Source organism: Acidovorax sp. GW101-3H11 (assembly GCF_001633105.1).
Taxonomy (GTDB): Bacteria; Pseudomonadota; Gammaproteobacteria; order Burkholderiales; family Burkholderiaceae_C; genus Acidovorax.
This window is the reverse complement of record NZ_LUKZ01000009.1, coordinates 129,733-154,945: the sequence shown is the minus strand read 5'-3', so window position 1 is coordinate 154,945 and position 25,213 is coordinate 129,733. Positions and strand designations below refer to the sequence as shown.

Genomic DNA, 25,213 nt, shown 5'->3' with positions numbered 1-25,213 from the left:
CATGCGTTTCATCTTCAAGACCTCGTACGCGCAAGACATCCGCCTGGCCAAACATGGCGGCCATGTGTTCTGGTACAGCCTGCTGGGCCTGACGCTGGTCGCCGCGCCCTGGGTCGCGCCTGAATACTGGCTGGCGCAGCTCACCTTTGTGCTCATCTACTCCATCGTGGGCCTGGGGCTGATGCTGCTGGCGGGTTTCACGGGGCTTTTCTCGCTGGGGCATGCAGCGTTTCTGGGCGTGGGTGCGTACACCCAAGCCGTGCTCACCGGCATGGGCTGGCCGTTTGCGCTGTCGCTGGCCTGCGCCGCAGGGTTGTCGGCCGCCGTGGGTGTGGTGGTCGGCCTGCCCGCGCTGCGCGTCAAGGGCATCTACCTCGGCATGGCCACGCTGTCGTTTGGCTTCATCGTCGAAGAGGTGTTTGCGCGCTGGGAGTCGGTGACGGGTGGCAACTCGGGCAAACACTTGGTGCCGCCGCAGATGTTCGGCTACTCGTTCGAGTCCACCGAGTCGTTCTACTTTCTGTGCCTGGTGATTGCCGTGGTCAGCACCCTGGCCATCCTGAACCTGCTGCGCTCGCCCACGGGGCGCGCGTTTGTCGCCATCCGCGATTCAGAAATCTCGGCGCAGAGCATGGGCATCCACCTGGCGCGCTACAAGACGCTGTCGTTCTCGCTGTCGGCCGCGCTGGCGGGCGTGGGTGGCGCGCTGTACGCCCACAAGCTGCAGTTCATCTCGCCGGACCAATTCAACATCCTGCAGTCCATCGACCTGCTGCTCATGATCGTGATCGGTGGCCTCGGCTCGGTGCACGGGGCGTTCCTGGGCGCGATCTTCCTGATCTCGATGCCGCAGATGATCTCGCTGAGCAAGGACTGGCTGCCTGCGGCCATCGGCCAGGCGCCGGGCCTGCAAGCGGTGGTGTATGGCGCGGTGCTCATTGCCTTTGTGCTGTTCGAGCCCATGGGGCTGTACGGCCGCTGGCTCAAGGTGCGCACCTGGCTGCAGATGTTTCCGTTCTACCGCCAGGGCATGTTCAAGCGGCAGAAGTCGTTCCAGAAATCGGACAGGTTGAAATGACCAACGACACCCTGCTTTCGGCACAGAACCTCAGCGTGCGCTTTGGCGGCGTGCTGGCGGTCAACAACGTGAGCTTTGACGTGCGGCGCGGCGAGGTGTTCACCCTCATCGGCCCCAATGGCGCAGGCAAGACCACGGTGTTCAACCTCATCAGCCGCATCTACACGCCCACCACCGGCACCATTGCCTATGCGGGCCCGGGCGGCGCCATGCTGCCGCTGACCGACCAGCCGCCCCACAAGGTGGCCAGCCTGGGCATTGCGCGCACCTTCCAGAACATCGAGCTGTTCGAGCACGCGAGCGTGCTGCACAACCTGCTGATCGGCCGCCACACGCAGCAGCACAGCAGTCTGTGGGCCGAGATGTTCTTCACCCGCAAGGTGCGCGAAGGGGAAATCCAGGCGCGCGAGAAGGCCGAGCAGATCATCGACTTTCTCGACCTGCAGCACTACCGCGACACCATGGTGGCGGGCCTGCCCTATGGCGTGCGCAAGGTGGTGGAGCTGGCCCGTGCGCTGTGCACCGAGCCAAAGCTGCTGCTGCTTGACGAGCCCTCCTCGGGCCTGAACGTGGAGGAGACCGACGACATGGCCTTCTGGATCCAGGACATCCAGCACGAGCTGGGCATCACGGTGCTGATGGTGGAGCACGACATGTCGCTCGTGTCCAAGGTGTCCGACCGCGTGCTGGCCATGAACCAGGGCGAGGTGGTGGCCATGGGCACGCCGCGCGAGGTGCAGACGCACCCCGGTGTGGTCGAGGCCTACCTGGGCACGATTGACGACGTGAGCAACCTGCGCCGTCCGGCAGGCTCCACCATGGGAGTCCGCACATGAGCGCCGTGCTGGCCGCCAACAACCCGTCCGCTGTAGCCGCAGCGGACCAGCCCCTGCTGCGCCTGCAGAACGTGGAGAGCGCCTACGGCCCCATCAAGGCCATCCGGGGCGTGAGCCTGCAGGTGCGGCGTGGCGAGATCGCCGCCGTGCTGGGCAGCAACGGCGCGGGCAAGACGACCATCCTCAAAACCATCAGCGGCATCATCGACCCGCGCAAGGGCTCCATCGAATTCCAGGGCCAGGACATCACCGCCCGCGACCCGGCCGCCATCGTGCGCCGGGGCCTGATGCATGTGCCCGAGGGGCGCGAGGTGTTCCCGCTGCTGTCGGTGCGCGACAACCTGCTGATGGGCGCCTACACACGCGCCGACAAGGACGGGGTGGCACGCGACATCGAGACCGTGTTCGGCTACTTCCCCATCCTCAAGGAGCGCGCCGCGCAGGACGCGGGCCTACTCTCCGGAGGGCAGCAGCAGATGCTGGCCATCTCGCGCGCGCTCATGGCCGCGCCCGAGCTGATCCTGCTGGACGAGCCCAGCCTGGGCCTGTCGCCCAAGCTCACCAAGGAGATCTTCGAGATCGTGGTGCGCATCAACCGCGAGCGCGGTACCACCATCCTGCTGGTGGAGCAAAACGCCAACATGGCCCTGAACGCATCGGACTACGGCTACGTGCTGGAGAACGGCCGCATCGTGATGGAAGACAGCTGCGAGCGCCTGCGCGAGAAGGACGACATCAAGGAGTTCTACCTCGGCATGAAGGATGAAGGCGTGCGGGGCGAGCGGCGGTGGAAGAAAAAGAAAACATGGCGATGAGGACGGTATGAGCAATCTCTGGAACCTTTCTCATATCCAACCTGCGGGCATCGACGTGCTGGCCGGCAGCACCATCCCCGCCATGTTCTGGAACGCCGTGGCCGAGCGTGGCCCGCGCGTGTGGATGCGCCAGAAAGAGCTGGGCATCTGGAAGAGCTGGACCTGGAACCAGACGGCCGACGCTGTGCGCGAGATTGCGGGCGGCCTGATGTCGCTGGGTTTTGCGCCGGGCGAATGCGCGTCCATCCTGTCCAACACCAACATCGAGTGGGTGCTGGCCGACCTGGCCGTGCTGAGCTGCGGCGGCGTGGCCAACGGCATCTACCCCACCGATGCGGCCGCGCAGGTGCACTACCTGAGCGAAGACTCGCGCACCACGGTGCTGTTTGTGGAAGACGACGAGCAGCTCGACAAGGCGCTGGAAGTGCGCGGCCAGCTGCCGCTGCTGCGCAAGATCGTCGTGTTCGACATGGAAGGCCTGCGCGGCCTGCAAGACGCCGATGTGCTGAGCCTGGCCGCCCTGCGCGAGCTGGGCCGCGCCTGGAACGCCCAGCACCCCGACGCCCTCATGCAGCGCGTCAAGGCCTGCCGCCCCGACGAAGTGGCCATCCTGGTCTACACCTCGGGCACCACGGGCAAGCCCAAGGGCGCCATGCACACCCATGCCGCACTCACCTACACCGTGCGCGGCTACAACACGCTCATCTCGCGCAGCGAGGCGGATGAGACCATGTGTTTTCTGCCGCTGTGCCACATTGCCGAGCGCATGGGCGGCGAATACTTCTCGCTCTACACCGGCGCACGGCTGAACTTTGTGGAGAACCCCGACACCGTGCCCGAGAACGTGCGCGAGATCGCACCCACGGTGTTCACCGCCGTGCCGCGCGTGTGGGAGAAGTTCTATTCGGGCGTGATGATTGCCCTGAAGGAATCCACGCGGCTGCAGCAGGCGGCCTATGCCTGGTCCATCGGCGTCGGCACACGCATTGCCGACCTGGTGCTGGCGGGCCAGCCGGTGGGCGGGTTGCTGAAGCTGCAGTTCCAGCTGGCGCGCTGGCTGGCGCTCAACAACGTGCGCAAACTCATCGGCATCCACCGCGCGCGTTTTCTCGTCACCGGCGCCGCGCCCATCTCCCCCGAGCTGGTGAAGTGGTACCTGGCGCTGGGTGTGCCCATGCTGGAGGTATGGGGCATGACCGAGACCTGCGGCGCCGCCACCGGCGTGCCCGCCACGCGCATCAAGCCCGGCTCCATCGGCCCGGCGGCGAGCTACAACGAGGTGCGCATCGACCCCGCCACCGGCGAGATCCTGGTGCGCGGCCCCAACGTGTTCAAGGGCTACCTCAACCTGCCCGAAAAGACCGCCGAAACCATCGACGCCGACGGCTGGCTGCACACGGGCGATGTGGGCGCCATCGACGCCGACGGCTACCTGCGCATCACCGACCGCATGAAGGACATCATCATCACGGCAGGTGGCAAGAACATCACGCCCAGCGAGCTGGAGAACGAACTCAAGTTCAGCCCCTACGTGACCGACGCCGTGGTGATTGGCGACAAGCTGCCCTACCTCACGGTGATCATCATGATCGACCAGGAGAACGTGGAGAAGTTTGCGCAGGACCACGACGTGCCCTTCAGCAACTACGCCAGCCTGACGCGGGCTCGCGAAGTGCAGGATTTGATCCAGGCCGAAATCGACCGGGTGAATGCCAAGTTCGCCCGCGTGGAGCAGATCAAGAAGTTCTTCCTGCTCGACACCCAGCTCACGGCCGAGGACGAAGAGCTGACGCCCACCATGAAGCTCAAGCGCAAGCTGGTGCAGCAGAAATACGCGCCGCAGATTGAGGCGATGTACCGGTAGGTGCCGGCCTTCGACAGGCTCAGGCGGAACGGACTCTGAGCGCGTTGAGGTGGGCCCCCACCGTTCGGGCTGAGCCTGTCGAAGCCAGGGCACACCGCTGGCCAAAGCGCAGTTCGAGATAGGGAAAGTGCTGGTGCCCCACCCCGGGCATCGTTCTATAACGAGCGATCGTGTTTGTTTCGATCCAACCGAAGGAGACGTGCCATGAAGTTTCATCACATCGCCGCGCTGGCCCTCGTGGCCATGGCCGGTGCCTCCGCCCAAGCCCAGCCCAGCCAGGGCGTGAGCAAGGACACCATCACGCTGGGCTCCATCCAGGACCTGTCGGGCCCGCTGGCCGGGTTTGGCAAGCAGGTGCGGCTGGGCATGATGCTGCGCGTGGACGAGGCCAACGAGCAGGGCGGCATCAATGGCCGCAAGCTCGACCTTAAGGTGGAAGACTCAGGCTACGACCCCAAGAAAGCCGTGCTGGCCGCGCAGAAGCTGGTCAACCAGGACAAGATCTTCATGATGGTCGCGCACATCGGCACGGCGCAAAACCTGGCCGCCATGCCGGTGCAGTTCAGCAAGAACGTGATCAACTTCTTCCCCGTGACGGCCGCGCGGGAAATGTACGAGCCCTTCCACAAGCTCAAGTATTCGTTTGCCGCCACCTACTACGACCAGATCCGCCTGGCCGCGCCCAAGCTCATCAAGGAAAAAGGCGCCAAGAAGATCTGCACCATCTACCAGGACGATGAGTTCGGCCTGGAAGTGATGCGCGGCGGCGAGGCTGCGCTCAAGTCCATCGGCATGGACTTCACCGAGAAGACCTCGTACAAGCGCGGCGCCACCGATTTCTCTTCGCAGGTCGCCAAGATGAAGTCTTCGGAGTGCGACTTCGTGATCCTGGGCACCATCATCCGCGAGACCATCGGCACGATTGGCGAAGCGCGCAAGACGGGCTTCAACCCCACCTTCCTCGGCTCCAGCGCCGCCTACACCGACCTCATCCACAAGCTGGGCGGCAAGCCCATGGACGGCCTCTACGCCACCATGACGGTGCAGCACCCCTACCTGGACGAGGCCAGCCAGCCCATCCGCTTCTGGGCCAACAAGTACAAGACCAAGTTCAACGAAGACCCCACCGTCTTCTCGGTCTATGGCTACAACGCGGTCGATGCGTTCATCAAGGCGGCGCAGAAGGCAGGCCCCAACCTGAGCACCGACAGCTTCATCAAGGCCATGGACACCATGGTGATTCCACCCGACATGTTTGGCAGCGCAGAAGCCACCTTTGGCCCCCAGAAGCGCCTGGGCAGCGACCTCTCGCGCCTGTCGCAGATCACCGACAGCAAGTGGAAGGTGGTGTCGGACTACGTCAAGCCATGAGGACCTAAGCGCCCTCACCCCAGCCGCCTTCGGGCGGCTTTTTGCGTTTCAGGGGGTGCGTTCCGGCGGCGTCGATGGCAAAATGATTTTAACCAAGCAGTAACTTTGCATAAATAGGATCGACCAGCATCATGATCGAACGCACCCTCTTCCAGCCCGAGCACCAGGCCTTTGCCGACAGCTTTCGCCGCTTTATCGAGAAGGAAGTGACGCCCCACCATGCCGACTGGGAAGACCAGGGCTACGTGGCGCGCGAGGTGTGGAGCCAGGCGGGCGCCAACGGCTTTCTGTGCATGAGCCTGCCCGAGGAATACGGCGGCGCCGGGGCCGACAAGCTGTATTCGGTAGCGCAGATGGAAGAGCTGGCGCGCGCGGGCACCACCGGCATCGGCTTTGGGCTGCACAGCGAGATCGTGGCGCCGTACATCCTGCACTACGGCACCGAGGAGCAAAAGCGCAAATACCTGCCCCAGATGGCCAGCGGCGCCGTGGTGGGCGCCATCGCCATGAGCGAGCCCGCTGCGGGCAGCGACCTGCAGGGCATCAAGACCACGGCCATCAAGAGTGCGGATGGATCGCACTACGTGCTCAACGGCAGCAAGACCTTCATCACCAACGGCTGGCATGCCGACCTGGTGATCGTGGTCGCCAAGACCGACCCGGCCGCAGGCGCCAAGGGCACCAGCCTGCTGTTGGTGGAGCGTGGCATGCCCGGGTTTGAAAAGGGCCAGCGCCTCAAGAAGCTGGGCATGAAGGCGCAAGACACCTCCGAGCTGTTCTTCAACGACGTGAAGGTGCCCGCCGAGAATCTGCTGGGCGGGCCCGCCATGGAAGGACGCGGCTTCATCTGCCTGATGGAGCAGCTGCCCTGGGAGCGCCTGCAGATCGCCATCACCGCCGTGGCCGCGGCCCAGGCCGCGATTGACTGGACGCTGGACTACGTGAAAGAGCGCAAGGTCTTCGGCCAGCCTGTGGCATCGTTCCAGAACACCCGCTACACGCTGGCCGAACTGCAGACCGAAGTGCAGGTGGCCCGCGTGTTTGTGGACAAATGCTGCGAGCTGATCGCGCGCGACCAGCTCGACACCCAGACCGCCAGCATGGCCAAGTACTGGACGACCGACCTGCAGTGCAAGGTGATGGACGAATGTGTGCAAATGTTTGGCGGCTACGGCTACATGTGGGAATACCCCATCACCCGCGCCTACGCCGACGCGCGCGTGCAACGCATCTACGGCGGCACCAACGAGATCATGAAAGAAGTCATCTCACGCGGCATGGGCTTGAAATGAGCCCCCCCCTGTGGCGCTGCGCGCCTTCCCCCCGCTCTCGCATTGCTGCGCAATGCGGGCAGGGGGACGCAGCCCTCACTGCGGGGCGGCCCTTGCTTGGCTGCCCGCGCCTGGGCCAGTGGAGAAACCACCCACCGCTACTGTATTCATAGCTATCAGCGCTTGATGGACGCGCGCAAACGGCCAATTTCATTCAAATCTGGAGACCACACCATGACCGAAGCCTATGTTTTCGACGCGCTGCGCACCCCGCGCGGCAAGGGCAAGAAGGACGGCACCCTGCACGAGGTCAAGCCCATCGACCTGCTGGTGGGCCTGCTGACCGAACTGCAAGCGCGCCACCGCTTTGATACCGCCGCGGTGGACGACGTGGTCATGGGCATCGTCTCGCCCGTGGGCGAACAGGGCTCGGTGCTGCCCAAGGTGGCCGCGCTCAAGGCCGGGTGGGACTTTCGCTGTGCGGGCGTACAGGTCAACCGCTTCTGCGCCTCGGGACTGGAAGCCGTGAACCTTGCCGCACAAAAAGTGCGCAGCGGCTGGGAGGATCTGGTGGTGGCGGGCGGCGTGGAGAGCATGAGCCGCGTGCCCATTGGCTCCGACGGCGGCGCCTGGGCGCAAGACCCGGAGACCAACTCCGCCACGCTGTTCGTGCCCCAAGGCATCGGCGCCGACCTCATCGCCACGCTGGACGGCTATACCCGCGCCGACGTGGACGCCTTCGCGCTCGAATCCCAACGCCGCGCCACCGCCGCGCGTGCCGCGGGCTACTTTAAGAACTCTGTCGTGCCCGTGCGCGACTTCATCGACCAGACCATCCTGGCGGAAGACGAATTCATCAAACCCAAGACCACGCTGGAGGGCCTGGGTGCGCTCAAGGCCTCGTTCGAGCAACTGGGCGGCATGGGCTTTGATGCCGTGGCGCTGCAGCGCTACCCGCAGGTGGAGCGCATCCACCATGTGCACCACGCGGGCAACTCGTCGGGCATTGTGGATGGCGCCGCCGCCGTGCTCATTGGCAACGAGGCCGCCGCCAAGGCACATGGCCTCACACCGCGCGCACGCATCGTGGCCACTGCGCTCAGCGGCGCCGACCCCACCATCATGCTCACCGGCCCCGTGCCCGCTGCCAAGAAGGCGCTGGCCCGCGCGGGCATGACCATTGACCAGATCGATCTGTTTGAAGTGAACGAGGCCTTCGCCGCCGTGCCCATGCGCTTCATGCGCGAGCTGGGCGTACCGCACGACAAGGTCAACGTGAACGGCGGCGCCATCGCCATGGGCCACCCGCTGGGCGCCACGGGCGCCATGATCCTCGGCACCCTGATTGACGAACTGCACCGCCGGGGCCAGCGCTATGGCCTGGCCACGCTGTGCGTGGGCGGCGGCATGGGCATTGCCACCATCGTTGAACGTATCTGAACGGGCAGGAGACAAGAACATCATGCAAACCATCCGCTACGAACTCATCCCCGCCCAGGGCACCGACGGCGAAGTTGCCGTCATCACGTTTGACGAAACCAACTCCCCCGTCAACACCATGTGCCGCCAGTGGCAGCAGGAGCTGGGCGAGGTCACGGCGCGGGTAGCAGCCGACCGCGAACGCCTGGGCGCCGCGCTCAAGGGCATCGTGCTCGCGTCGGCCAAGACCAGCTTCTTTGCGGGCGCCGACCTCAAGGCCACCATGCGCCTCACGCCCGCCGATGCACCCAACGCGTTTGGCGAAATCGAGCGCATGAAGAAGCACTTCCGCACGCTCGAAACCCTGGGCATCCCCGTGGTGGCGTGCCTCAACGGCGCGGCGCTGGGCGGCGGATGGGAGGTGGCCCTGGTCGCCCACTACCGCATCGCCGTGGCCGACCCCAAGATCCAGTTCGGCCTGCCCGAGGTCACGCTGGGCCTGATGCCTGGCGCCACCGGCGTGACCAAGATGACCCGCCTGCTGGGCCTGATGGGCGCGCAGCCTTACATCCTGGAAGGCAAGCTCTTCAACCCCGCCGAGGCGCTGGAGCTGCAACTGGTGCACGAGCTGGTGGCCACGCGCGAGCAACTGCTGCCCGCCGCGCTGGCCCACATCTCCACCCACCCGCACGCGGTGCAGCCGTGGGACGACAAAAACTACAAGATGCCCGGCGGCACGCCCGCCAACCCCAAGATTGCAGGCGCCCTCACGGTAGCCCCTGCCATGCTCAAAAAGACCACGCGCGGCCGCTACCCCGCGCCCGAGGCAGCTCTCGCCGCCATGGTGGAAGGCGCCATGGTGGACTACGACACCGCCCTGCGCATCGAAAGCCGCTACCTCGCCCGCCTGATGACCGGCCCCGTGGCGCGCAACATGATCAACACGTTCTTCTTCGACATGAACGCGATCAAGAGCGGCAAGTCGCGCCCCGCTGTAAATGGAGCTGTGGCCCCACGCTACAAACCCCAAAAGGTCGGCATCCTGGGCGCGGGCATGATGGGCGCGGGCATCGCCTGGGCCCAGGCCAGCCGGGGCATCGCCACCGTGCTCAAGGACGTGAGCGCGGAAAAGGCCGAGGCGGGCAAAGCCTACAGCGCCAAGCTCACCCAGGCCCGTGTGGACAAGGGCCGCATGACGGCCGAGGCGCAGCAAGCGCTGCTCTCGCGCATCACGCCCACCGCCAGCGCGGCCGACCTGGCGGGCTGCGACCTCATCATCGAAGCCGTGTTCGAAAGCCGTGACCTGAAAGCCAAAGTCACGCAAGAGGCCGAGCCGCAGCTGGCACCCGGCGGCTTCTTCGCCAGCAACACCTCCACCCTGCCCATCAGCGGCCTGGCCACGGCCAGCAGCCGGCCCGAGAAGTTTGTCGGCATCCACTTCTTCAGCCCCGTGGACAAGATGAAGCTCGTGGAGATCATTCGCGGCAATCAGACGGACGACGAGACCGTGGCCCGCGCGTTCGACTACGTGCAGGCCCTGGGCAAGGTGCCCATCGTCGTCAACGACTCACGCGGCTTCTACACCAGCCGCACCTTCGGCACCTTCGTGATGGAAGGCGCCGCCATGCTGGGCGAAGGCATCCCCGCCGCCGCCATTGAAAACGCCGCCATGCAGGCCGGCCTGCCCGTGGGCCCGCTGGCCGTGATGGACGAAACCGCGCTGACCCTGAGCGTGCACGTGCTGGACCAGACCCGTGCCGACTACGCGACCGAAGGCAAGACCTACACAGCCACACCCGGTGAGCTGCTGGTGGAGCGCATGGTCAAGGAACTGAAGCGCCCCGGACGCGCGGGTGGCGGCGGCTTTTACGACTACCCCGCAGGCGCCAAGAAGCACCTGTGGCCGGAGCTGAAACCCTTGTTCGAAAAGCCCGGCGTGGAGTGGAGCGTGCAGGAGATTCAGGACCGTCTGCTCTACCGCCAGGCCATCGAAACCGCGCGCTGCCTGGCCGAAGGGGTGCTGACCAGCGTGCATGACGCGAACATCGGGTCGATTTTTGGGATTGGGTTTCCGGCGTGGACGGGGGGGGCGATGCAGTTCATTTATGGAACTGGGGTGGAGGCGTTCCTGAAGCGCGCGGATGAACTGGCGGCGAAGTATGGAACGGGGTTTGCGTTGACTGCGAGGGCCCGAGCAACGGTTGCTAATTTTCAACCGGTGTATTAACGTAGAAACAGCCTGCAGAGACTCATACCCTATTCACCCTCTGCTTCAATAAACTGACCCGACAGGCACGCAGGCAGAACTTTCAAATACGTTTCTGCATCCTGGGCAATCTCTTGCGCAGTTTCAGCGCGCTCCGCAAGATTGGCCGCCCAGCCACGACCAGGATGCAATACGTCCCAGCGTGGGCGCATGCCTGCGTGTCGCCCTTTGCCGGGATTGTGGTTTCCAAAACCGTCAATCAGGGAGTTCCAAATCGGAGTAAACCTCGCGATGATCAATGACTCACCGAGTGGAATCCAGATATCGTCCACCACCAAGAACCGACAGTAGAAATCATCAATATTCAGGTTTGCGGCTGCTTTGATGCTATCTGCGTGCTCTTTGAGTCGCTTGCTCAAGACCTTCCCCGCCGCTAGCTCCAAACTAGCCCCCATCCGGGCACCTGCGGGGACCGCCTTGCCCACATAAATAGGAAGCAGGAACTTGCAGTCGCAGTTCAAGCGCGCTAGCTGTTGATATGCGGGAAAACTACCTGTGTAGTAAATCGCATAGATACCGGCACCTTCAAACACAGGCAAACGGCCAAGTGGATGAACTTCTTTAGTCAGCAAGGCCTCAGCAACGCTTGCGCCAAGGTTCTTCTTGTCAAGCGGATTGAATGGAATAACCTGCCCAGTCACGCACTTTTCCTCTTAACGCTTGGCACCATTGAGGCAACTCGTTTCAGCTCGGCCAAAGCCAATTGTTCAGCTACGGAACTTGCCACGCGCTGCGCCAAGACAACAGGCACTGCATTGCCGAGTTGCCGCATGGTTTCAGACCAGCTTCCGTGAAAATGAAAGCCATCGGGAAAGGTTTGAATTCGGGCGCTTTCACGGACCGTGAAGTAACGCACGCTCCCATCGTCCTTTACAAGCATATTTTCACCGCCAGGGACACCATGACCACCCGCCTTGAGTGTCTTGGCTGGTAAATCAAGCGGGCTCCCCGTATGACCGGGGTAGACACGCGCACCGGGCTGGAACACATGATTGGGCACCTGGAACGCTGTTGGAGACTCGGGGTCCGGCAACCCTTGGATTGCATCGCGCACAGTGCGCCACGGCAAGGTAGTCCGTGGCTCTCTGGATATCCTAATCGTGGCTACACGCGCTGCAATCTTGTCCGGCATCTCCGGTCGGGAAATACGATGACGTCGCCAATATGCCCCGCTGATCCATTGCTCGTAGAGCAGAGCATCGTAGCTATGGGTCGGAGCGGGAAAGGACCACTCGATTTCTAAATCATCCCGGAATCCAATGATGAATACGCGTTCACGCTTTTGCGGCACGCCATAGTCGGCGGCATTCACCAAGGTAGGTATGACGTTATAGGTAAGCCCACTGCCTTTGCGCTTTCCGGAACTTTTCTCCATTTGCAAGCGCGCCAAATGCTCAGCCCAATCCTCATCTAAACGAGGCGGCAGTTCGGGAAACTCCAGCTGCAGTTGGATGTAGTGGAAATAGTTGGCAAAGGCTGATCGCGTCAGCCCTTTGACGTTTTCCACGATGAAAGCCTTGGGCCGCAGATGTCGGATGACCTCGACAGTGGCCGGAAACATGTCGCGGCCGTCGTGATGTGCCTTGTGCTTGCCCCCAATTGAGAATGGCTGACAAGGAGGCCCACCGGCCAGCAGTTCAATGTCCTTCGGAATCGACGACCAGTCAAACGCTCGAACATCCCCTTCATGCAAATTCCAGCCAGCCAAGATTGGGTAGCCTCGCTTCTGGTTCTCACGGACAGTGTCGCAGGCCCATTTGTCCCACTCCACTACGGCCAAATGTTCGAATCCAGCGATCTCACATCCCATCGCGAGGCCACCAGCACCAGCGAAAAGTTCAACTGATCTCATCGCGCAACTCCATTGCAAACCTCTGTTTTTTCATCCAGTAGTTTACCAGCGGCTTGCTGCGCTCCTGCTGCCAAAGCAGCTTAAATGGGAGAGGCCAAACGGAACGGAGGCAGCACCTGCTGAAGCTTCCACGAAATGTGCGCAAGTATCTCGATGCATGGCTCTTTTCAGGACGGCGCCTCGTAACCTTGTGATCAGACCAACGCAATCCACAGCAGGAATGCACTAGCGCAGACTGACCAGGATGTTTCCCACTTGCTGCAAAGTTCCTTGCAAATTGATCGAAGGCCGATCAATTTGCAAGGATGAATAGACCGGTATCCAGTGGTTTAGCGACCAGCCCCCTCTCAAGACCACCTCACGCGCTGCGTTGACCACCTAAATGCAAAGGGCTTAAAAAATAGCTCCCTCATACATCGGCAACCTCAGCATTTACGTATTTCAACCCCAACATCCCCCGCGCCTCCTGCGGCGAAGCCACCTCCCGCCCTGCATTCCGCGCGTACTCCGCCAGCTTCTCGATCAACGGCCCGTTCGAATCCGCCTTGGTCCCATCCGGCAGATAGAACGTGTCCTCCAGCCCCGTGCGCAGATGCCCGCCCAGTTCGGCCACGCGCTGGTGCACGGGCCAGATCTCGCTGCGGCCGATGACGGTGGCTTGCCAGGGAGCGCCTTTGATCTTGAGCTTGAGCAAGATGGGCAGCAGGTCCGGGTCGGCGGGCATGCCGGATTCGACGCCCATCACAAAGTTGTATTCGGGCAGGCGCTCGGTGTACATGCCGGTCTGCACATACATCTCCACGCAGCGCACGATGCCCACGTCGAAGCATTCGAACTCGGGCAGCGTGCCGGTCTCCAGCATCACGTCGATGAAGTCCTTGACCTTGGCGGGCTGGTTGTCGAACAGCATGGGCGGCCAGGCCCAGGTGCCGTTGCTGCGCACCTTCAGGTAGTTGAGCGAGCCGGCGTTGCACGCGGCCATCTCGGGGCGGGTGGCGCGCAGGCAGTCGAGCGGGCCCTGGTAGTGGGGGCCGACCACACCGGTGGTCTGGTTGATGATCAAACCCGGGCAGGCCTCGCGCATGGCTTGCACGCAGTCGCGCGCCACCTGCGGGTCCCAGCTGGGCAGGTGGCCCTTGCCGGGCTCCTGGTTGCGAAAGTGCACGTGGACCACGGCGGCGCCTGCGTCGCAGGCGCCGCGGGCTTCTTTGGCCAGTTGCTCGGGCGTGACGGGCACGTGGTGCTGGCCGGGGTCGGTCAACACGCCGGTGATGGCGCAGGTGATGATGGCTTTGTTGCTGGTGGTATGGCTGCTGGTCATGGTGCGTCTCCGAATAGCGTTACTGCTCTTGTTTCGCAATCCCTCGACCGTTCGGCCTGAGCCTGTCGAAGGCGGGGCGCCCTGGCTTCGACAGGCTCAGCCCGAACGGTTGGGGCCGAGGTGAGTTTCTGGCCCATGGCACGACTCAAATGCCTAGCTGACGTGCAGCCAGGTCTTTCATGATTTCTTCCGCACCGCCGCCGATCATCATGACTTTGACCTCGCGGTAGATGCGCTCGCTGACGGTGCCGCGCATGAAGCCCATGCCGCCCAGGATCTGCACGGCCTGGTCGGCACAGAACTGCATGGTTTGGGTGGCGTGGTTTTTCAACATGCAAACCTGCGCCACCCACTCGGGCCCGGTGCGGCTCGCATCGGCCTGCGCGGCCACGGATTCGCACCACGCGGCGGTGGACTGGATGCGCATCTGCATGTCCACCAGCTTGTGGCGGATGACCTGGTGCTCGACCAGCGCGGCGCCAAAGGTCTTGCGCTGGCGGGCCCAGGCCAGAGCTTCGTCGTAGCAGGCCTCGGCAAAGCCCAGGGCCGATGCGGCCAGGCCAAAACGTTCGCCGTTGAAGTTGGCCATGATGATCCGAAAGCCCGCGCCCTCTTCGCCCAACAGGTAGCGGGCGGGCACGCGCACGTTGTCAAACCGCAGGTGGGCGGTGTCGGAGCAGAGCCAGCCCATCTTGTCGAGTTTGCTGCGCGACAGGCCTGCGCTGTGGCCGGGGATGAGCAGCATGGAGATGCCTGCGCTGCCCTTGCTTCCTGCTTCTCCCGTTCTGACAGCTACCGTGATCCAGTCTGCGCGCATGCCGGAGGTGATGAACACCTTTTCGCCGTTGACGATGTACTCGTCGCCCTCGCGCCGCGCGGTAGTCTTGAGCTGCGCCACGTCGGACCCGCCACCGGGCTCGGTGATCGCCAGTGCGGCGATCTGCTCACCCGCCAGCACGGGCGGGATGACCTCGGCACGCACCGCGTCGCTGCCATGCGCCAGCACGGGCGGCAGGCCGATGTTGTGCGACAGCAGGCTGGCCAGCACGCCGCCGCTGGCGCCGTGGCGGCTGAGCGCGCGCCACAGCGGCAGGCGCAAGGCGTAGCTGGCGGGTGTGCCGCCGTACTGCTCGGGGTAGCCCAGGCCCAGCAGACCCAGGTCGGCCGCGTGGCGGTACAGGCTGCGGGGGAATTCACCGGCCGCGTCCCACGCGTCCACATGCGGGGCGATCTCGGCGCGGGCGAAGCGGGTGACGGTGTCGGCGAGGGCGGTGCGCTCTTCGTCGCTCACAGAAATCGCAGCGGATGGGGCGGTCATGCGGGCGCTCCTTGCGTGGCAGGTGCAAAGCGGGCCAGCACCTGGCCAGGCGACACCTGCTGGCCGGGGGCGACCAACAACTCGGCCACAGTGGCTGCGACCGGGCTGGCCAGGCTGTGTTCGAGCTTCATGGATTCGATGACCACCACCGTGTCGCCCGCCGACAGCGCCTGGCCTGCTGCCACGGGCAGCGCGACCACCTTGCCGTTGAAGGGGGCGCGCAACTCCGTCGCACCGCCCGCCGCACCCGCGCGCGCAGCGGGCTCCCACGAGGCGTCTTCCACCCAGCCGTCCACACCGCCGGTTTGCCAGTGCCAGCGCCGGGGGCCCACCGGAACGGCGCGCACGGTGTGGTCGGCATGGTGCACCTCACCCACCGCGCCGGTCTGCATGGTGGTGATGCGCACCATGCCCGCAGCCTGCGGCGCCAGCTGCAGGTGGGTGGTGCCACCCGCATGCTCCACCCACAGCCGCCCCGCGCCCAGCTCGCGCACGGCCAGCGGAACCACCTGGCCCTGGTGGCGCAGGCGCAGCGGCCGGGCCAGCGCGCAGGGCAGTTGGGCAGACGCGGCGCCCGAAGAATTTGAAGAAAAAATGACCGCTACCGCGCTCTGCACAAGCACTTTCAGCTCTATATTTGATAGCAACCCTTGTAGCTGCGCCGCATGCTCCGCGAGAAACGGCACCAGGGCATGCCCCGCGCCAAACACCGGGTGCTGCAGGCACGCTGCCAGAAACGCGCGGTTGGTGGGCAGGCCCAGCACGCGGGTGCTGTGCAGCGCACGTACCAGCGCGGCGATGGCCTCGGCCCGCGTGGGGGCGTGCACGATGAGCTTGCCCAGCATGGCGTCGTAGTGGGGCGTGACTTCGGCCCCCTCCTCTAGCGCATGGTCAAAGCGCAGCGCGCCCGGCGCAGCCCGTTCAAACGCGGTGGCGGGCGGCGCGCTGAACTGCAGCACACGGCCGGTGTGGGGGCGGAAATGCGCGTCTTCGGCACACAGGCGCACTTCGATGGCGTGGCCTTGCAGATGCACCTGATCTTGCGTGAGCGGCAGCGGCTCGCCCCGAGCCACTCGGATCTGCCACTCCACCAGGTCCAGCCCCGTGAGCGCTTCGGTCACCGGGTGCTCCACCTGCAGGCGGGTGTTCATCTCCATCAGGTAGAAATCTGGGCCGTCCAGCAGAAACTCCACGGTGCCCGCGCCCACATACCCCGCAGCCTGCGCCAGCGCCACGGCGCAGGCACCCATGCGCTCGCGCAGCGCTGCGTCCACGGCGGGGCTCGGCGCCTCTTCAATGATCTTCTGGTGGCGGCGCTGCACCGAACAATCGCGCTCGCCCAGGTGGATGCAGGCGCCGTGGGCGTCGGCAAAGATCTGCACCTCCACATGGCGCGGCTGCAGCAGCGCACGCTCGATGAGCAAGTCGCCACAGCCAAAACCCGCCAGAGCCTCCGACCGCGCACTGGCCAGTGCGGCGGGCAACTGCGCTAGGTCAGTGACCAGGCGCATGCCGCGCCCTCCCCCGCCTGCCACGGCCTTGACCATGAGGGGTGTGCCGATGCGTGCGGCCTCGGCGGCAAAGCGCTCGTCGCTCTGGTCGTCCCCCGCATAGCCGGGCAGGCAGGGCACGCAGTGCGCGACCGCCAATGCCTTCGCACCGGCCTTACTGCCCAGCGCGCGGATGGCTGCAGGCGGCGGGCCGATCCAGGTCAGGCCTGCATCCACCACGGCCTGGGCAAAGTCGGCGTTCTCGCTGAGGAAGCCATAGCCGGGGTGCACGGCATCGGCGCCGGTGGCGCGGGCTGCGGCCAACAGCTTGTCGGTGCGCAGATAGGTGTCGGCGCTGGCTGCGCCGCCCAAAGCGACGGCCTGGGTGGCTTCGCGCACGTGCAGGGCGCTGGCATCGGGGTCGGAGTAAACCGCGACCGTTTCGATGCCCATGCGGTGGGCGGTGTGAATGATGCGGCGGGCGATCTCTGATCGATTGGCTATGAGAATTTTCTTCATGAGTTCGCACTCCACGGCGGCACCTTGCGTGCGGCAAATGCAGCCAGCCCTTGCGGAGCCTCGGGCCCGCGCAGCGCCTGCGCAAAGGCGATGGCGGCGTCATCGAGCAGCGCGGGCAATGGCTTATCTGGCTGGGCCAGCAGCAAACGTTTGGTGGCGGCTACGGCTTGGGGTGCGGCGGCGGTGTGGCGTGCGATGGCAGCCCGTACAGCAGCATCCATGTCACCCTCCACCACGTCATCGACCAGGCCCAAGCGCTGGGCGGTAGCGGCATCCCAGCGCTCGCCCGTCAGCAAACACCGCCGCGCCGCTGCAGGGCCCAGGCGCTGCACCACAAACGGCGCGATCTGCGCGGGCACGATGCCCAGCGTGACCTCGGGCGTGGCGAACTGAGCGCTGGCATGGGCTAGCACCTGGTCGGCGCAGCACACCAGGCCAAAGCCGCCGCCCATCGCAGCACCTTCCACCGCCACGATGAGCCACTGCGGCAGCGCGCACAGTGCCTGCAGCAGCGCGCCAAAGCGGCGGTTCAGCGGCACCAGCGGGTCGTCCTCACCAGAAGCCAACGGCTGTCCGATGGTCTTGGCAAAACCGCCCAGGCTGCCACCTGCGCAGAAGTGCCCACCGGCACCGCGCAACACCACGCCACGCAGGTCGGCATCGGCCGCAGCGCGCTCGCATGCGGCCAGCAGGGCATCCACCATCGCCTCCGACAGGGCATTGCGGCTGGCGGGGTCATTCAGCGTCCATGTTTCAACGCTGCCGCTGGGCAGCGGCACGCGGTCGATGAGCAAAGAGGCAGGGGTCATTTCAGTGATCCATTGCGCGCGCGCAGCGGGCTGCATTCACTCCCTCTCCCCTCGCGGGAGAGGGCCGGGGAGAGGGGGTCTTGGACTGGGGCACGGCGCAAGTTCACCCCCTCTCCCCAACCCCTCTCCCACGAGGGGCGAGGGGCTAGACGGCGAGCACCGCGTACTTCTGAGGAGAACCAGTGGTTCGTCATACCGGTCGTTTCGCAATGCCCATCAGCTTGGCAAGAATGCCCAGCATCACTTCATCCGCGCCCCCGCCGATGGACGCCAGCCGCCCGTCGCGGTACATGCGCGAGACCTTGTTCTCCAGCGTGTAGCCCATGCCGCCCCAGAACTGCAGGCAGGTGTCGGGCACCTCGCGGTTCAGGCGGCCAGCCTTGAGCTTGGCCATGCTGGCCAGCTCCAGCACGTCCTGCCCGTTCACATACAGGTCGCAGGCGCGGTAGGTGAGTGCACGCAGCGCTTCGACCTCGGTCTTGAGCTCGGCCAGCTTGAACTGCACCCACTGCTGGTCGGCCAGCGTGGCGCCAAACAACCTGCGCTCTTGCGCGTAGTCGATGGTCCACTGGATGCAGTGGTTCAGCGATTCAAGCGTGCTGGCGGCGCACCACAGACGCTCCTCCTGGAACTGCTGCATCTGGTAGATGAAGCCCTGCCCTTCGGCACCGATGCGGTAACGCTGTGGCACGCGCACTTCGTCAAAATAGATCAGGCCCGTGTCGCTGCTGTGCATGCCGATCTTGCGGATCTTCTGCGCCACCTCGATGCCCTTGGTGAGCTTGCCGCCGGGGCCATCGCGCATGGGCACCATCACCAGGCTCTTGTTCTTGTGCACAGGCCCTTCGCCCGTGTTCACCAGCATGCACATCCAGTCGGCCTGCAGGCTGTTGGTGATCCACATCTTCTGGCCGGTGATCACGTAGTCGTCGCCGTCCTTGCGCGCCACGCTCTTGATGCCCGACACATCGCTGCCCGCCGCAGGCTCGCTCACGCCGATGCAGCCCACCATGTCGCCCGCAATCGCAGGGGCCAGAAAGTTGCGCTTGAGTTCTTCGCTGCCATAGCGCGCCAGCGCCGGGGTGCACATGTCGGTCTGCACGCCGATGGCCATGGGCACGCCGCCGCAGTGGATGTGGCCCAGCGCCTCGGCCATGGCCAGGCTGTACGAATAGTCCAGGCCCTGGCCGCCGTATTCCTCGGGCTTGCACAGGCCCAGCAGGCCCAGGTTGCCCATCTTCTTGAAGACCTCGTGCGCGGGGAAGATCTCGGCCGCCTCCCACTCGTCCACATGGGGGTTGATCTCTTCGTCGATGAAGCGCTTGAGGGTCTTCTGGATCTCGCGGTGCTCGTGTGTGAACTGCATGGTGCTTGTCTCCTGCTGTTGCGTTTGTGTGTTTGTGTGCCTGCAAACCTCGATCACGAAAGCTGAAACTGCCCCAGCGGCTGGGGCCGCCCGTTGAGCACCAGCTCCACCTGGTGCGCGCCGGGGTAGTGGGTGCGTGTGGTCATCTGCTGCAGCGACAGTGTCTTGCCCACGGCCACGGTGGCGCCGGGGGCTATGTCCAGCGTTTGCAGCTTGAACACCTTGGGCGCCGTGCCGCCGTGGGCCTTGACGTAATGCACTTTGAGGTCGGCCAGCACGCGCTGGGGCTGGGGTGTGGGGTTGTGCAGCTCGGCTTCGATGCGCACCTTGTCGCCGATGCGCGCACGGGCGGGCAGCACGCGCGCGGCCCGCACATCCAGCGCCACGGCATGGCCCACGCCCAGGGCATCGAGCGCAGCGGCGTCGCCGCGTTTGATAAGAAAACGCAGGCCGTGGCGCACCAGGGCTTCACGCGGTGCGGGTGCGCCCTGCAGCCAGGTGCGCGCGGTGCCTACGGCGAGGTCGGGGTGGTCCTTGGCGATATCGCCCAGGTGGTTGGCGACCGAGCGGCGCACGTAGGACGATGGGTCGTCCTTGAGCGCGTCGAGCAACGGCAGGGCCAGCTGCGGGTCCTTTTGGAACGCGGGCAAGCGCGGCGCCCAGGGCAGGCGGGGCCGCGTGCCTTCGCTCACCAGACGGCGCACATGGGCGTTGTCGTCCTGCGCCCAGTCGCGCAGCCGCGCAAGCGTGGCGCCCTGGTGGTGCAGCAGGTAGGGGCGAATGCAGAACTCGGCCGTAAAGCGCTGGGTGAGCGCGTGCTGCGCGGCCATGGCCGCCTCGAAATGCGGCAGGCCGTGTTTGCCGATGTAGATGCTGTGCGGCAGGTACAGGAAGGCGCTGTAGGGGCGGTCACCCGCATCGGGCTCACCGGCGGCATCGATGCCCATCGGCGGGTCCATCGATTCGACCAGCACACCCAGCGCGCGTGGCACGTCTTGCGGCAGGTGGGCCTGCAGGGCCTGCGCAATGCGCTGGCCGCGTGCCATCAGCTTCAGCGATTCGTAGCCGGGCTCTACCTGCTGCAGAAATGCAGTGGTATCGAACTTGCGCCACGCGCGCCGCACCATGGCAGCGATGCGCGGCGGCACGGAATCATTGAGCAGGTGTTTGAGAGGCTCGGCCATCGGGGAGATTGCGTGCGAAGCGCTTACATCCGCGCCACGCCAAAGCTCAGGGGCCGCAGCGTGCGGGCCTGGGCCTCGGCGCAGGTGTCCAGGCAAAACGCCAGCACGGCGCGCGTGTCGCGCGGGTCGATCACGCCGTCGTCCAGCAGCAGGCCGCTGGTGTAGAACACATCGGCCTGGGCCTCGAACATGGCGACGATCTTGTCGAACTGGGCCTGCGACTCGGCCGGGTCGGGCGTGATGCCTTTGCGCGCGAGCGCTGCCTCGGTCACGATCTGCATGGTGCGCGCCGCCTGCTCGCCGCCCATCACCGCCGTCTTGGCACCGGGCCAGCTGAACAGGAAGCGCGGCGCATAGCCCCGCCCGCACATGCCGTAGTTGCCCGCGCCAAAACTGGCGCCGCACTGGATGGTGATCTGAGGCACGGTGGCGTTGGTCACGGCCTGGATCATCTTGCTGCCGTGCTTGATCATGCCGCCCTGCTCGCTGTCCTTGCCCACCATGTAGCCCGTGGTGTTCTGCAGGTAGATGATGGGGTGGCCCAGCTGGCACATCCACTGGATGAAGTGCGTGGCCTTGTTGGCACCCGCCACGTCGATGGGACCGTTGTTGCTGATGAAGCCGACGGCATGCCCGCCGATGTGGCCCTGCGCGCACACCGTAGCCATGCCGTAGCGGGCCTTGAACTCCAGCAATTCCGAGCCATCGACCAGCCGCGCCATCACCTCGCGCATGTCCACGGGCTGGCGCAGGTCGGCAGACATCAGGGACAGCAGGTCGTCTGCGGGCAAGAGAGGTACAGGCGCGCTGGGTCGCCGGGGCATGTTCCAGCCCAGCTGCGCGACCACATCGCGCGCCAGGCCAATGGCCTCGCGGTCGTCCTGGGCCAGGTATTCGCCCAAACCGGACACAGCGGTGTGCATCTCGGCTCCGCCCAGTTCTTCTTCCGTCGCGATCTCGCCCGTGGCAGCCTTGAGCAGCGGTGGCCCGGCCAGAAAGGCGCGCGAGCGGCCCTGCACCATGATGACCACATCCGACAGCCCCGGCATGTAAGCACCGCCTGCGGTGCCCGAGCCGTGCTGCACGGTGATCACCGGAATGCCCGCCGCCGACAGCCGCGCGAGGTTGCGGAACAGTGTGCCGCCGTGCACGAAGCCCTCCACCCGGTAGCGCATGAGGTTGGCGCCCGCGCTCTCCACAAGGTGGATGAACGGCAAGCGGTTTTGCAGCGCGATCTCCTGCACGCGCAAGATCTTTTCCAGCCCCATGGGCTGGATCGCCCCCGCCTCGATGCCCGAATCGCTGGCCACCACCATGCAGCGCACACCGCTGACAAAACCAATGCCCGCGACCATGCCGCCACCGGGCACGGACTTCTCGGGGTCTTTCACATCCTGCAGGTAGCCCGCCAGCGTGCACAGCGGAAGCCAGGGCGCACCGGCATCCAGCAGCAGCGCCACGCGCTGGCGCGGTAGCAGCTGGCCGCGTTTTTCAAACTGGGGGAGCGAGCGGGCCGAGGCGGCGGCGGCACGCTCTTCCAACGCGCGCAGGGCATCCAGGCGGGCCTGCAGCGCTGCGCGGCGCTGCGTGGCCTCGGCGCTGCCTGGGTTGAATCGGGAGGTGAAGACGGCAGTCATGCGGCCTCGGTCTTGGGGGTATGGGAAGGTGCAAACACCTGCGGCACCTGCGCGCGGTGAAAGCCGTCAAACGGCCGCACGGCCGGGTGTGCTGCGGCGGTGGCACCGGGCGGGCGCTGCGGCCAGCCCATGCGCACCTGGGGCCGTGCGCCATCCACCCGCAGCGTGGTGCCGCTGATGAAGCTGGCTGCCGGGCTGAGCAAAAAGGTGATGGCCGCCGACACCTCGGCCTCGTTGCCAAAACGGCCGAGCGGCACCGTGCGCGGCATGGCGCGCAGCATGTCTGCCGCCTCGGGCGGGTAGTTGTCCATGCCGCTGGAGGCGATGTAGCCCGGCGCCACGGCGTTCACGCGCACACCGCTGTGCGCCCATTCCAGCGCAGCCGTTTCCGTCAAGCTGACCATGCCCGCACGGGCAGCCCCACTGTGCCCCATGCCAGGCATGGAGCCCCACATGTCGGCCACGATGTTGACGATGGAGCCTCCGTGCTGCGCCATCCACTGCCGGTAGAACTCTCGCGCCATCAAAAAGCCGCCGGTGAGGTTGGTGTGCAGCACCGCCTCCCAGCCCTTGGCGCTGATGGATTCGAGCGGCGCCATGAACTGCCCGCCCGCGTTGTTGACCAGCGCATCGATGCGCCCCTGCGCAGCAACGATCTGCTGCACCAGCGCCACCACGCCTTCTTCGGATCGGATGTCGCACACCTGGCACGACACGCGGCCACCATCGGCGGTGATCTCTTCGGCCACGGCCAGCAGCTTTTCAGGCTTGCGCCCCACCAGCACCACATGCGCGCCCAGGTGCGCCAGCTCATGCGCCGTGCAACGGCCTATGCCCGAGCCACCGCCGGTGACCACCACCACCTGCCCCTGGAACAGGCCCGGAGCAAACACTGACTGGTAGGCGTTGCGCGCTGTGGGGGCCATGGTGACTCTGCCTTGATGGGGTTGTTTGTTATGAACGGATGAACAAGGCGAGTGCCTCGTCGGTGAGCGCGTCGAGCGACTTGCCCTTCTTGGGCGAGAACCACTGCACCGCCCAGTTAAGCGCCCCGAAGATGAACAGCCGCGCCACACCGGGCTCGGCCTGCAGCGCGCCCTGCTGTGCCAGCGCTTCCAGCACGGGCATCCAGGTGGCCTCGTAGCTGTCCTTGATGCGGGCAATGCCCTTGCGCTGCGCAGGCGTGAGCGAACGCCACTCGTAAAGCATCACAGGGATGAAGCTGCTGCGGGGCCCGAGCAGGATCTCGAAGTGGTGGCGGATGAGTATGTGCAGCTGCTCGCGCGGTGTGGCCGTGGCGGGCAGTGCATCCAGTGCCTGCTGCTGGCTTTGTGTGGCCATGGTCATGCCCTCGCTCATCACGGCGTAGAGCAGCGCGCTTTTGCTTTCGAAGTGGTAGAAGGGCGAGCCGCTGTGCATGCCTGCGGCCGCTGCAATGTCGCGCGTGCTGGTGGCGGCGAAGCCCTGGGTGCGGAAGAGCTTGGCGGCGCCGTCCATGAGCTTGCGGCGGCGGTTGCCGTCGTCGAGTTCCTCGGCGGTCTTGCGGGGGCGGCCACGGGGGCGGCGGGTGGTGGTGGCCTCTGTGGTGGCTGCGTTGGCGTCGGAGGAGGCTACGGCCTTGCTGCGGGAGCGGGCCGGGGGGGTCTTGGGAGCGGGGGCGATGGCGCTGGTGCGCGGCACGGGTGAATCCATGCGGGCACGATAGCAAACCTGTTTATTTTTAGCAAGCAAGTGCTTGGTAAAAATAAATCATCCGACTGTGCGTTGCTTTGGTTGGCTGAATTTTCGGATATTTTTGGCCTCTTGCGCCTTTCCATCAAGCGCTGGTAGCTATTGTTTTTATAGTCATCCCAGCTTTCAACTGCCGTTTGGGCTGAGATTTTCGCAGCCTCGTCGTGCTGGGGTTGGGGGCGGAGGCCGGGGGGTGCGCCCGGCGGCGCAGTAACTTTCTTTCGCGTCGCCGAAAAAAAGTCACCAAAGAAAGGGCGACCCTACACGCTGCGTCCCTCCGCTTCGCTGCGGGCAACCTGCGGTGCTCGGGCGTGGGGCGCGCCGTGGAACTCGCTTTGCGCTGCGCGCGCCGCTCGGACAACCACGGCGAGTCAGAGCACGAAGCACGCGCGCTCCGACGCGCGTGCCGCCCCACGCCCTGCGCTCCTCGGCGCATCGCGAAGGGAACCCGCGAATCGGACATCCACACGGGCCATCGCTGCGCTCGGCCCCGCCTGCGCAGCGCGTGGCGCTTGCGCCCGCGAGAGGGGGCCGAGCGAAGCAAAGGCCCGTGGGGCTGTTCGGCTGTCCACCCCCTGCTGGCTGCGCCTGCGGCGGGGCGGTTGTGGGGTGGCATGGGCGTCGAAGCGCCCATGCTTCGTGAACTGACTCGCCGCAGTTGTCCGAACGGAGCTGCGAAGCAGCGCAGTGAGTTCTGCGGCGCACCCCGCAACCGCCCCGCCGCAGGTTTGCCCCGTAGCAAAGCGCAGGGGTCGCAGACTGGGGGTCGCCTTTCTTTTGGGTACTTTTCTTTGGCGAAGTGTATGGACCGGACACATGGTTAACAGGTGTGCGGGGACATGGTTTACAGATTTGATTTAACGGCTTCGGTGTCAGTCAGGTCAATCACCAGACAGCGGTGATGCGCGAAGAACACTTCAAAGCAACCGTCCTTGTCCTGCTTGGGCCGGATACCCACCTTATGGTGCTGCAGGGCGTTGCTCAGCTTGTAGCTCCTTCCCCTGAATCTCAGGACCCCGTTCCAGCCGACCGTACTCACCTCGTCTTCACTGCTGTACTCGGGCTG

General features: G+C 65.2%; 19 protein-coding genes and 1 pseudogene. 8 read left to right on the top strand and 12 right to left on the bottom strand.

Features of this window, described 5'->3' with window-relative positions; all coding sequences use genetic code 11:
- Window position 1 precedes the first annotated feature (1 nt).
- The 8 genes from A1D30_RS06750 to A1D30_RS06715 all read left to right on the top strand — a co-directional run bounded on the left by A1D30_RS06750 (window position 2) and on the right by A1D30_RS06715 (window position 10,881).
- Window positions 2–1,078 carry a branched-chain amino acid ABC transporter permease gene (locus A1D30_RS06750; RefSeq protein WP_063460017.1) on the top strand — a complete coding sequence of 359 codons (1,077 nt, stop codon included), beginning with the start codon at window positions 2–4 and terminating at the stop codon, window positions 1,076–1,078.
- The gene (locus A1D30_RS06745) at window positions 1,075–1,914 is read left to right on the top strand and encodes an ABC transporter ATP-binding protein (RefSeq protein ID WP_063460016.1); all 840 of its coding nucleotides are present in this window, start codon (window positions 1,075–1,077) and stop codon (window positions 1,912–1,914) included. Before A1D30_RS06750 ends, A1D30_RS06745 begins: the two co-directional genes overlap by 4 nt.
- Entirely contained in the window at window positions 1,911–2,729 is an 819-nt protein-coding gene (locus A1D30_RS06740; protein WP_063460015.1) for an ABC transporter ATP-binding protein, read from the top strand. Before A1D30_RS06745 ends, A1D30_RS06740 begins: the two co-directional genes overlap by 4 nt.
- Before the next feature lie 7 nt (window positions 2,730–2,736).
- Complete coding sequence (locus tag A1D30_RS06735; RefSeq protein ID WP_063460014.1) at window positions 2,737–4,593, top strand: long-chain fatty acid--CoA ligase; 1,857 nt, start codon at window positions 2,737–2,739, stop codon at window positions 4,591–4,593.
- Window positions 4,594–4,797: 204 nt separating this feature from the next.
- A complete protein-coding gene (locus tag A1D30_RS06730) occupies window positions 4,798–5,964 on the top strand; it encodes an ABC transporter substrate-binding protein (RefSeq protein WP_063460013.1) in 1,167 nt (388 codons plus the stop codon).
- Between the two features lie 131 nt (window positions 5,965–6,095).
- Window positions 6,096–7,256, top strand: coding sequence for an acyl-CoA dehydrogenase family protein (locus tag A1D30_RS06725; protein WP_063460012.1), 1,161 nt, complete (start codon window positions 6,096–6,098; stop codon window positions 7,254–7,256).
- Window positions 7,257–7,469: 213 nt separating this feature from the next.
- Window positions 7,470–8,675, top strand: coding sequence for an acetyl-CoA C-acetyltransferase (locus tag A1D30_RS06720; RefSeq protein WP_063460011.1), 1,206 nt, complete (start codon window positions 7,470–7,472; stop codon window positions 8,673–8,675).
- 22 nt (window positions 8,676–8,697) lie between these two features.
- Window positions 8,698–10,881, top strand: coding sequence for a 3-hydroxyacyl-CoA dehydrogenase NAD-binding domain-containing protein (locus A1D30_RS06715; protein WP_063460010.1), 2,184 nt, complete (start codon window positions 8,698–8,700; stop codon window positions 10,879–10,881).
- A 29-nt stretch (window positions 10,882–10,910) separates the two neighbouring features.
- On the opposite strand, the gene A1D30_RS06710 is transcribed toward A1D30_RS06715, so the two are convergent.
- The 12 genes and pseudogenes from A1D30_RS06710 to A1D30_RS25990 form a co-directional block, all read right to left on the bottom strand.
- Window positions 10,911–11,561 carry an Eco29kI family restriction endonuclease gene (locus A1D30_RS06710; protein WP_063460009.1) on the bottom strand — a complete coding sequence of 217 codons (651 nt, stop codon included), beginning with the start codon at window positions 11,559–11,561 and terminating at the stop codon, window positions 10,911–10,913.
- The gene (locus tag A1D30_RS24690) at window positions 11,558–12,772 is read right to left on the bottom strand and encodes a DNA cytosine methyltransferase (protein WP_082836352.1); all 1,215 of its coding nucleotides are present in this window, start codon (window positions 12,770–12,772) and stop codon (window positions 11,558–11,560) included. The genes A1D30_RS06710 and A1D30_RS24690 overlap by 4 nt, the downstream gene beginning before the upstream one ends.
- 409 nt (window positions 12,773–13,181) lie before the next feature.
- Complete coding sequence (locus A1D30_RS06705) at window positions 13,182–14,093, bottom strand: 3-keto-5-aminohexanoate cleavage protein (protein ID WP_063460008.1); 912 nt, start codon at window positions 14,091–14,093, stop codon at window positions 13,182–13,184.
- 145 nt (window positions 14,094–14,238) lie between these two features.
- Window positions 14,239–15,411: an acyl-CoA dehydrogenase family protein gene (locus A1D30_RS06700; RefSeq protein WP_063460007.1), complete on the bottom strand. Its 1,173-nt coding sequence runs from the start codon at window positions 15,409–15,411 to the stop codon at window positions 14,239–14,241.
- A complete protein-coding gene (locus A1D30_RS06695; RefSeq protein WP_063460006.1) occupies window positions 15,408–17,420 on the bottom strand; it encodes a biotin carboxylase N-terminal domain-containing protein in 2,013 nt (670 codons plus the stop codon). Before A1D30_RS06695 ends, A1D30_RS06700 begins: the two co-directional genes overlap by 4 nt.
- Complete coding sequence (locus A1D30_RS06690) at window positions 17,417–18,229, bottom strand: enoyl-CoA hydratase/isomerase family protein (protein ID WP_063460005.1); 813 nt, start codon at window positions 18,227–18,229, stop codon at window positions 17,417–17,419. Before A1D30_RS06690 ends, A1D30_RS06695 begins: the two co-directional genes overlap by 4 nt.
- A 190-nt stretch (window positions 18,230–18,419) precedes the next feature.
- On the bottom strand, window positions 18,420–19,595 hold the full coding sequence (locus A1D30_RS06685; protein WP_063460004.1) for an acyl-CoA dehydrogenase family protein: 1,176 nt from the start codon (window positions 19,593–19,595) through the stop codon (window positions 18,420–18,422).
- 53 nt (window positions 19,596–19,648) lie between these two features.
- Window positions 19,649–20,779, bottom strand: a complete 1,131-nt coding sequence (locus A1D30_RS06680; RefSeq protein ID WP_063460003.1) for a hypothetical protein — start codon at window positions 20,777–20,779, stop codon at window positions 19,649–19,651.
- A 23-nt stretch (window positions 20,780–20,802) separates the two neighbouring features.
- Window positions 20,803–22,416, bottom strand: coding sequence for a carboxyl transferase domain-containing protein (locus tag A1D30_RS06675; RefSeq protein ID WP_063460002.1), 1,614 nt, complete (start codon window positions 22,414–22,416; stop codon window positions 20,803–20,805).
- Window positions 22,413–23,342 carry an SDR family oxidoreductase gene (locus A1D30_RS06670; RefSeq protein ID WP_063460001.1) on the bottom strand — a complete coding sequence of 310 codons (930 nt, stop codon included), beginning with the start codon at window positions 23,340–23,342 and terminating at the stop codon, window positions 22,413–22,415. The genes A1D30_RS06675 and A1D30_RS06670 overlap by 4 nt, the downstream gene beginning before the upstream one ends.
- 28 nt (window positions 23,343–23,370) lie before the next feature.
- Window positions 23,371–24,108, bottom strand: a complete 738-nt coding sequence (locus tag A1D30_RS06665; protein WP_063460000.1) for a TetR/AcrR family transcriptional regulator — start codon at window positions 24,106–24,108, stop codon at window positions 23,371–23,373.
- A gap of 883 nt (window positions 24,109–24,991) precedes the next feature.
- Window positions 24,992–25,213 (bottom strand): annotated as a pseudogene (locus tag A1D30_RS25990) (hypothetical protein); the annotation flags it as partial.